The sequence below is a fragment of the Phenylobacterium sp. genome, assembly GCF_044371015.1.
Taxonomy (GTDB): domain Bacteria; phylum Pseudomonadota; class Alphaproteobacteria; order Caulobacterales; family Caulobacteraceae; genus Phenylobacterium.
The window spans coordinates 1-8,376 of the sequence record NZ_JBILUK010000137.1 but is presented as its reverse complement, the minus strand read 5'-3'; the positions used below and the strand labels follow the sequence as shown (position 1 = coordinate 8,376).

Below are 8,376 nucleotides of genomic sequence, written 5' to 3'. Positions count from 1 at the left end.
ATGGCTGCCAGGTCGTCCATCAACTGGCGCGCCAGGGTCTCGCCGGTGATCCCCCGCTCAGCCAGCGCCGGGGGCACGGAGAACGCCTCGATCACCAGCCCGTCGGCGCGGCTGGCGGACCAGATCATCAGGCCGAGGGCAAAGGCGACCGCGAGGCCGGCGGCGCCGGTCAGGAGCTTGAGGCCGATGCTGAGGTCTTCGCTGGCGATCTGGCGACGGATCAATCGTCGCTGGTCAGCGAGCAGGAGGCTGGCCTGCCCTCCGGGCGCACGGCTCTTTGCCTCAGCCTCCATAGCGATCTCGATGGGGTCAGGTGTCGTCGGGGCACGCTCGGCTTTCACCCGTGGCCGCCTCGGAGTGTTACTCGGAGGGCGCCCCATCTCAGACCCTCTGCGCTTTGAGTTCGGCGCGGTCGGCTGGCGACAGGTCCATTGATGCCGCTGCACGCCACTTCGCCCGGGCCTCATCGGCCTTGCCGAGCTTCGCTAGCGCCTCGCCCCACTTAAGGTGCAGCCGTCCCCAGCGGGGGGTGAGCTTGGCCGCGGCCTCGAACTTGCGAACCGCGGCTCGCGCATCGCCCTTGGCCAGCAGCGCCTCGCCCCAGACCTCGTGCGCATCGGCGAACCTCGGGCCCTTCCGAGCGGCGGCGGCGGCCTGGGCCAGGGCGGCATCGACGCGGCCCTGCTTCAGCAGCACCCCCGCCCACTCCGCCTCGGCCTGGGGAAGCGACGGTCCCTGCCGCACAGCTTCGGCGTACCAGCGGTCGGCGGCGGCTGACTGTCCCAGCCGGGCCGCGATCAGGCCCCGCCGGATGACGCAGCGATAGCAGTCGAGCGGCAGCATCGCGGCGGCGCGCTCGGCGCCCGCCCGGTCGCCGAGCGCCGCAAGCGCCAACCCGCGGCTACTGCCGACGGAGTAAGTGATACGAAGGAACGGCCACTTCGTCGCCAGCGCCTCCCACGCATCGGCGTCGCGCAGCACCGCGGGCCAGTCTTCACGTTCACGGTTGATAATCGCCCGCGGCGTCAGCCACTGGCTATCGTCATTGGCCAGGATCGCGGGCAACATATCGGGGGGCTGCGGAGGTCTGAGCGCGAGAAGCGCCTCGGCCGATTGCAGGTCGTGCAAGTTTGCGAGGGTCGCGGCGCCGTTGTGGACCCGGTTGTCTCGCGAGGGGTCGGCCAGCGCCGGATTGGCGCGCACGGCGTTGATGAGGCTGGCGGCCTCGCAAGGCGAGACCTTCAGGCGACTGCAGGGGATGACCAACTGCCCATTGTAGTCGCCCAGGCTGCTGGTCAGGTTGGCGGCAGGAAGCAACTTGATGAAAGCCCGTTGCTCATCTGTGAAGCGAGCCAAAGACAAGTCCGTGTCCGGGCGTTTCATCAGCTGCACACGGGCCAGATAGGCGGCCTCGGCGTGACCCAGGCCATTTTCGGCGACGGCGTAGTCGTTGAGCCCGACACGCCCCTTGGAGAGGCGGACTGCCTCGGCGAGCAGGTCGCGGCGGCGGGCAAGGGTTTCCCCCATCTGCCCAAAACTGAGGGCATAGAAGGCTTGCGCCCGGTCCATGTCGGAGCCGACGCCGGTCAGGCGGTTCAGGACCTGAGCGGCCTCCCCGGTCCGCCCACGTTCCGCCAGCCAGCTGGAATATTTGATCGGTTCGGCGGTGCGGTAGGCGTATTCCGCGGCCCGGCCCATCAGGGCGTCCAGGTCGCCGTCCGGCTGCACCAGCCGCACGCCGGGCTGCGAGCCCAGCCGCGCGGTGATCGCCAAGGCGCCCTTCTCGGCGCCGGAGGTCACGCGGGAGACCTCGGCCGACAGGTGGGTCTGCCGCCCGAGCGCCTGGCGCAGCGCCAGGTCCAGGTCGGCGAGACTGACGCCGGAGCCGGGGATCTGCACCTTCAGCCCGCCGCCGTCCCTTTCGCGCACCTCGGCCGAAATCAGCTGCGCGCGCGTTTCGGCCCGCAGCTGCACCAGCTGGTCCTGCAGCGCATGCGCCAGCGCGGCCCCGGTGGCGCCATCGCGCACGAGATCCTCCGGCGCGCTGACGGGGTCTATGACCAGGCTGTCGTCCTGGCTGGCGTTCCAGGCCATCACGCCCAGCATGGCAGCTGCGGCGAGACCTGCGGCCCCGGTCAGCACCTTCAGCGCAAACCCGGCGCGTTCACTGGCGATCTGCCAGCCGATCAGGGCGCTCTGCTTGCGAAGAACCTCGTGGGCGACACCTTCCGGCACCGCGCCCGACGCCGCCGCCTCCATGGCGATTTCGATGGGATCCGGTGTGGTCGGCGCAGGCTCGGCCTTTGCCCGCCGCCGCCGAGGCGTGCCGTCGTCCGTCACGCCCGCCATTTTATGTTCCCACCCTTCACCACAGTGAGGGACCAGCGAAGGGAGGTCAAATCACCCGGTCGGACTTGATAGGGCGATAGGTCCGGTTTCCCCCCATCGCGGACATTGGGAGGGTCCGCTTTTGGCCCAGATGCCAATGTCCCCTCCTGGCGCATAGCCGACTCTCTTCAGCGAGCCGATCAAACCCTTAGAGGGCGCAGAAGCGACCGAACTCGGGGACAGGATATCCAGTCCCCTGAATCCTCGCGGAACAATTCCGGCCCGGCGAAGGCCTTCAAGCTTCCGGGCCGAGGTCTCCGGCAAGGCCCTGGTCCGTGAGCCATCCCGCCACGGCTTCGCGATCCCGAGGCTCCAGGCGGTCGAGGCGCGCCTGAATCTGGGACCAGGACTGGATCGGATACGCCCGCGTGAGATAGCTGGCGGGTTGGCCGTGGGTTTCCACCGTAAACGCCTTCAGCCCTGCGGCGGCCGCCGCCCGGTGTCCGCGCAGCACAGGCAGGTAGCTGCTGGCCAGCTCGCCCAGAACGTGGCGCGCAAACGCCGTGGATTGCGGAAACGACGCCCAGTCGCCGCCGCCGTCCCACGCATCCGCCGTGGTCGACCAGGCCACCACGCGCGGATAGGCTTCCACGACCTTCCGCGGATCCGGGTCGTGCAGGGTATGGGCCCGCAGGCCGCCCAGGAACATGCAGTCGGCGGGGGTCGGCCGGTCGCCCATCAGATAGCGCGTCTCGCCCAGCTGCGCCTCGGCGGCGGCCAGCAGGCGGATGTATTCCGCCTCGGCGGCCTGCTGATGGAAGGCGGTTTCGGTGCCGGTGGCGCGGCAGGCCCGCGGGCCCCATCCGCGGATGAACTCCGCCCTCACGGGGTCGCCGTCGGCGATGACCTCCGAGGCGAAAGCGGCGCTGTCCGGATAATGCCACCGGTAATGCACCATGACCCGCGCCACCCACTCGTCGAGACACTCCTCGACCAGATGGGCGATGACCCCGAGCGGGCCCGGCGGAAACAGGCGTCGCTGGGGGAAGCGGTGGTCAAGCATCTCGATGATCGGCGTGGTGTCGGCGATCACCCAGTCTTCGGGCGTTTGCAGGACGGGAACCTGGTGGGTGCCCACACGTGCTTCGAGACCTTTGGGATCGGGGTGCGACGGCTTCGAGATGAATTCGAACGGCGCCCGATAGAAGATCAGCGCGGCCTCAAGCTTGCGCGTGAACAGGCTCGGTGTGGAGCCATAGAGCCCATACATGACAACCTCCCGCGCCGTTGCGGCGGGAACACTATTCCGCTCCGCGCGAGGCTTGCACGCGGAAAGCGACTTTAGACCGGAATTCGAATTTCGGTTCGTACAACCGACCGGAAACGTGGGACACCCACATAGTCCCGAATGGCCATGACGTACCGTGGCGGGGCCGGACGGGGTCGCCAGGGGCGTCGCCGGGACGGCCCGCGTCTCTCACGTCTTTCACACCCCATACGCCGAATAGAACGCCTCCACCTCGCACTCCGCGTCCAGCGCCCGCAGGGGGAAGGCGGTCCAGGGGGCGGCGGGGTCGAGGCGGGGGAGGTTGGCGATCAGGGCGGCTCGGGCGGCGGGCTTCACCCGGCCGCGGAAGTCGAGCAGCTGGCCCCAGGTCGACGTGCCGGTGAGGCGGACGCGGTCGGGCGTCCGGATCGAGTCGACATAGGCGGCGGGGAACAGGCGGCGGTAGGCCTCAAGGTTGTAGAGCCAGGAGCCGCCCCGGACGCGCCGGGCGGCGGGGGCGCGGGCCCGGACGTCGGCGAACAGGGCCTGAAGCTCGGCCCGGCGGCGGGCGATCTTGGCCTGGACGAGGGGGCTCTGATCCGGGTCGTCCTCGCGGTTGGTGAAGTGGATGCGGACGACCTGATCGTCCTCCATCAGCTCATAGCTGAAACAGCCGAACTCGGCCTGGCCGCCGGGGGCGGGCGGGGTCAGGGCGGCGCGGGCGAAGGCGGCGACGGTCCAGTCGAGACGGGCGGCGGGCGTGGGGCCGGCGTCGAGCCCCTCGGCGAAGGCCCGCCACTGCGGCGCGGGGACGCCGTTCTGCACCCGGCCGAAGCCCAGGCGGCGATGCAGGTTGGTGACCTCGAGCGCGGCGTCGGCGAGGGGGCGCCCCGTGCGGTCCGCCGCGGCCTGGGCGAACCGGAGCAGGACCTCGGCGTAGGGCCGGAAGAGGTCGGTTTCGGGGTCGGGGGGTTGGGCGGGCATGTCACCCCGTCGCCAACGCCCGCCGGAGCCCTTCCGGGTCGCTGCGGATCGCGCGGAGCAAGGTTCGGGCGGGGCCGCTTGGCGCCTTTGCGCCGCGCTCCCACTCCTGCAGCGTCCGCAGACTGAATTCGTAGGTTGCGGCGAACTCGGCCTGGGTCATGCCGACGGCGCGGCGGATCGCGCGCACGTCGATCATCGGCGCCATGTCAGGCGCGGCGTCGGGGTTGGCGGCGATCTGGCGCGCAAGGTCGGCGTCGCTCATCCCGTCCAGGCGATCCCAGTCCGTGGCCGCCAGGGCCGCGCGGGCGGCGTCACTTAAGGCGTTCGGCATAGCGATGGACCTCCCGTTGATTGGCCTTGCGGAGCGAGATGATTCGACGCTCGCCGGGCCGGTCGGCGAAGACGCACACGAACATTCGCTGACGGATCATTCCGAATGCGATCTGGCGGACTTCGCCGTAGTCAAAGCGATCATCCTTGGTCACCACGACCGGACCGGCGAAGAGGACTTCGGCAAGCGCCAGAGATACGCCGTGCTTGTCCCGGTTCAATCGGTCCTTGCCGGGGTCGAACACGTATTGCACATCGGGCAACTACGTCTCTGGCGTAGTTTTGGCAAGCGATACCTCGCCCCCGCTTCGACCATCCTTCGGTTTCCCGCCGCAGGGGAAGGCCGGTAGGGTCGGCGGACGCGCTGTTCGTGGATTGCGGGAGACCGGCGGCATGAAGCTCTATCACTGCGCCGATGCGCGATCGCTGCGGGCGCTGTGGGCGCTGGAGGAACTGGGGGTCGACCACGAGCTGGTGGTGATGCCGTTTCCGCCGCGGGCGCGGTATCCGGGCTATCTCTCGATCAACCCGCTGGGGACGGTGCCGACCCTGGTGGACGGGGATGTGACGCTGACCGAGTCGAGCGGCATCTGCCACTATCTGGCGGAGATGAACGCGCCGACGCCGCTGCGCATCGCGCCGGGCGAGGCGGACTATGGGGACTATATCAACTGGCTGTTCCGCAGCGACGCGACCCTGACGTTCCCGCAGACCATCGTGCTTCGCTACACGCGGCTGGAGCCGCCGGAGCGCCGTCTGCCGCAGGCGGTGGAGGACTATTCGATCTGGTACCTCTCGCGGCTGCGCGCGGTGGAGACTGCGCTGGAGGATCGGGAATTTCTGTGCGGCGGGCGGTTCACCATGGCCGACATCGCCGTGCACTACGCGCTGTTCCTGGGGGAAACCCTGGGGCTGCACGAACGCTACAAGCCGCGCAGCCGCGACTATCTGGAGCGGCTGAAGGAACGGCCCGCGTTCCAGCGTGCGCGGGCGCGGCAGGCGGCGGGACAGGAGGCCTGACGTGGATCTGAATCTCAGCCCGGAATACGAGGCGTTTCGCGACGAGGTGCGCGGGTTTCTGGCCGCCAACGCCGACAAGGCGCCGAGGCCGGGTCTGGGCGGCGACGCCAAGGCCTGGCAGAAGCTGCTGATCGAGCAGGGCTATGCGGCCCGCACGATCCCGGCCGAGTACGGCGGCCATGGGGCCAAGCCGGACATCCTGAAATCGCGGATCATCGCCGAGGAATTCGCCCGGGCGCGCGTCTCGCAGGGGATGGGCGGGCAGGGGATCTCGATGCTGGTGCCGACCCTGCTGGAGATGGGCACCGAGGACCAGAAGCGGCAGTTCATCGCCCCGACGCTGGCCGGCGAGATGCTGTGGTGCCAGGGCTATTCCGAGCCGGAGGCGGGCAGCGACCTGGCGGCGCTGAAGACCCGCGCCGAGCTGGACGGCGACGAATGGGTGATCAACGGCCAGAAGATCTGGACCTCGACGGCGCAGCACGCCCACTGGATGTTCTGTCTGGTGCGGACCGAGCCCGAGGCGAAGAAGCACGAGGGCATCAGCTTCCTGCTGTTTTCGATGAAGACGCCGGGCATCGAGGTGCGGCCGCTGGTGGACATGACCGGCGCGGCCAACTTCAACGAGGTGTTCTTCACCGACGTGCGCGTGCCGGCCGGCCAGATCGTGGGTCGCCGGGGCGAAGGCTGGAAGGTGGCCAACTCGATCCTGAAGCATGAGCGGGGCTCGCTGGCCGATCCCAACCAGATGCAGTCGCGGCTGAACGGCCTGATCGAGCTGATGAAGGCCGAGATGCTGGACGGGCGGCGGCTGGTCGACGACCCGGTGATGCGCGACCGGCTGGTGGCGATCCAGGCGCGGGTGCATGCGGCGCGGTGCCACGACCTGCGGCTGCTGTCGCTGTCGGTGCGGGGCGCGCCGGCGGGGATATCGAGCCTGGTGGTCAAGCTGCAGGGCACGGAGCTGCGGCATGAGCTGGAAGGCTTCGCGGTGGATGTGATGGGCGAGCTGGGCCTGCTCTATGGCGACACCCCGCGCCTGCGTGGCGGCGGCTCCTGGCAGCGGGACTACATGTACTTCCTGGGGCTGATCATCGGCGGGGGCACCTCGCAGATCCAGAAGAACATCATCTCCGAGGTGGGCCTGGGCCTGCCGCGCGAACCCAAGCCGGCGGCCTGAAGGAGGTCTGGATCATGGATTTCGGTCTCTCCTCGGAACAGGAAATGCTGCAGGACGCGGTGGCGCGGTACCTGGGCGATCACGGCGCCCTGGCGCGGACCCGGGCCTTTGCGGCCAACAAGGAAGCGCGCGCCGCCGACGTGATCGCGGGGCTGGCGGACCTGGGCGTCAGCGGCCTGATCGTGCCGGAGGCGCACGGCGGGTCGGGGCTGTCGCTGCTGGACGCGGCGCTGGTGGCGGAGCAGCTGGGCCGGCACGTGACGCCGGCGCCCTATGTGGCGTCGAGCGTGATCGCGCCGCTGGCCCTGATGCGGGCGGGATCGGCCGAGCAGCAGGCGGCGTGGCTGCCGCGCATCGCGACCGGCGACGTGGTGGTCGGCGCGGCGATCTCGGAGCTGGCCGGCGCGCGGGACGATGCGGGCGTCACGGCGAGCGGCGGGCGGCTGAGCGGCAAGGCGCTGTTCGTGCTGGACTTCGAGGCCGACGCCTATGTGGTCGCGGACCGGACCGGCGGCCTGCACCTGCTGGCGGCGGATGCGCCGGGGCTGACGCGGATCCGGCTCAACACCATCGACGCGACCCGGCCGACCGGCGAGCTGGTGCTGGACGGCGCGCCGGCTGAGCCGCTGGCGAACAGCGCGGGCGTCGGGCGGGCGCTGCTGGATGCCGGGCGGGTGATCCTGGCGGCCGACACGCTGGGCGCGGCGCAGGCCATGCTGGATCAGGCGGTGGCCTATGCGAAGGAGCGGCGGCAGTTCGGCCGCGCCATCGGTTCGTTCCAGGCGGTGAAGCACATGTGCGCCGAGATGGCGGCGAGCCTGGAGCCCTGCCGCGCGGCGGTGTGGATGGCGGGGCACGCTTTCGACTCGCTGCCGGAGGAAGCCTCGCTGGATGCGTGCCTGGCCAAGGCGCACCTCTCCGAAGTGGGGACCTTTGTCGCCCGCACGGCGACCGAGGTGCATGGCGGCATGGGCTTCACCGACCTCGTCGGGCTGCACTACTGGTTCAAGCGGATCGGCTTCAACCGCCAGATGCTGGGCGGCCCGGCGGCGGTGCGCGCGGACGCGGCGCGGCTGCAGGGCCTGGCGGCCTAGCCCCCCTCCACCACGCTTCGCGCGGTCCCCCTCCCCCGTTGGGGGAGGAAAGCTGGGTCTTGGTCCTCCCCCGTCGGGGGAGGTGGCGGCGGAGCCGACGGAGGGGGCTTCACCCCAGAAAAGAAACGGGCCGCGCCGAGCAGCGCGGCCCGCGGGCGGGGGCGGAGAACGCC

General features: G+C 70.1%; 9 protein-coding genes. 3 read left to right on the top strand and 6 right to left on the bottom strand.

Annotated features, from left to right (window positions below):
• The 6 genes from ACIQ3R_RS11895 to ACIQ3R_RS11870 all read right to left on the bottom strand — a co-directional run.
• Positions 1 to 293: hypothetical protein (locus ACIQ3R_RS11895; protein WP_397418738.1), on the bottom strand; the 293-nt coding region annotated here is incomplete at its 3' end.
• Between the two features lie 88 nt (positions 294 to 381).
• Complete coding sequence (locus ACIQ3R_RS11890; RefSeq protein ID WP_397418736.1) at positions 382 to 2,349, bottom strand: hypothetical protein; 1,968 nt, start codon at positions 2,347 to 2,349, stop codon at positions 382 to 384.
• A 274-nt stretch (positions 2,350 to 2,623) separates the two neighbouring features.
• Positions 2,624 to 3,598, bottom strand: coding sequence for a glutathione S-transferase family protein (locus ACIQ3R_RS11885; RefSeq protein ID WP_397418734.1), 975 nt, complete (start codon positions 3,596 to 3,598; stop codon positions 2,624 to 2,626).
• A 216-nt stretch (positions 3,599 to 3,814) separates the two neighbouring features.
• Positions 3,815 to 4,579, bottom strand: coding sequence for a hypothetical protein (locus tag ACIQ3R_RS11880; protein WP_397418732.1), 765 nt, complete (start codon positions 4,577 to 4,579; stop codon positions 3,815 to 3,817).
• 1 nt (position 4,580) lies between these two features.
• Entirely contained in the window at positions 4,581 to 4,910 is a 330-nt protein-coding gene (locus ACIQ3R_RS11875) for a helix-turn-helix domain-containing protein (RefSeq protein ID WP_397418730.1), read from the bottom strand.
• Positions 4,891 to 5,163 carry a BrnT family toxin gene (locus tag ACIQ3R_RS11870; protein ID WP_397418740.1) on the bottom strand — a complete coding sequence of 91 codons (273 nt, stop codon included), beginning with the start codon at positions 5,161 to 5,163 and terminating at the stop codon, positions 4,891 to 4,893. The genes ACIQ3R_RS11875 and ACIQ3R_RS11870 overlap by 20 nt, the downstream gene beginning before the upstream one ends.
• A 139-nt stretch (positions 5,164 to 5,302) precedes the next feature.
• On the opposite strand from ACIQ3R_RS11870, the gene ACIQ3R_RS11865 reads away from it, so the two are divergent.
• The 3 genes from ACIQ3R_RS11865 to ACIQ3R_RS11855 are packed head-to-tail and all read left to right on the top strand — an operon-like array spanning position 5,303 to position 8,203.
• Positions 5,303 to 5,929 carry a glutathione S-transferase family protein gene (locus ACIQ3R_RS11865; protein WP_397418728.1) on the top strand — a complete coding sequence of 209 codons (627 nt, stop codon included), beginning with the start codon at positions 5,303 to 5,305 and terminating at the stop codon, positions 5,927 to 5,929.
• A gap of 1 nt (position 5,930) precedes the next feature.
• A complete protein-coding gene (locus ACIQ3R_RS11860) occupies positions 5,931 to 7,109 on the top strand; it encodes an acyl-CoA dehydrogenase family protein (RefSeq protein WP_397418726.1) in 1,179 nt (392 codons plus the stop codon).
• A 14-nt stretch (positions 7,110 to 7,123) separates the two neighbouring features.
• Positions 7,124 to 8,203, top strand: a complete 1,080-nt coding sequence (locus ACIQ3R_RS11855; protein ID WP_397418724.1) for an acyl-CoA dehydrogenase family protein — start codon at positions 7,124 to 7,126, stop codon at positions 8,201 to 8,203.
• The last annotated feature ends 173 nt before the right edge of the window (positions 8,204 to 8,376 follow it).

Bases quoted from the DNA above. Each gene is read 5' to 3' on its own strand.
- ACIQ3R_RS11855 (WP_397418724.1), top strand. From the start codon at position 7,124: ATGGATTTCGGTCTCTCCTCGGAACAGGAAATGCTGCAGGACGCGGTG.
- ACIQ3R_RS11875 (WP_397418730.1), bottom strand. From the start codon at position 4,910: ATGCCGAACGCCTTAAGTGACGCCGCCCGCGCGGCCCTGGCGGCCACG.
- ACIQ3R_RS11865 (WP_397418728.1), top strand. From the start codon at position 5,303: ATGAAGCTCTATCACTGCGCCGATGCGCGATCGCTGCGGGCGCTGTGG.
- ACIQ3R_RS11885 (WP_397418734.1), bottom strand. From the start codon at position 3,598: ATGTATGGGCTCTATGGCTCCACACCGAGCCTGTTCACGCGCAAGCTT.
- ACIQ3R_RS11880 (WP_397418732.1), bottom strand. From the start codon at position 4,579: ATGCCCGCCCAACCCCCCGACCCCGAAACCGACCTCTTCCGGCCCTAC.
- ACIQ3R_RS11890 (WP_397418736.1), bottom strand. From the start codon at position 2,349: ATGGCGGGCGTGACGGACGACGGCACGCCTCGGCGGCGGCGGGCAAAG.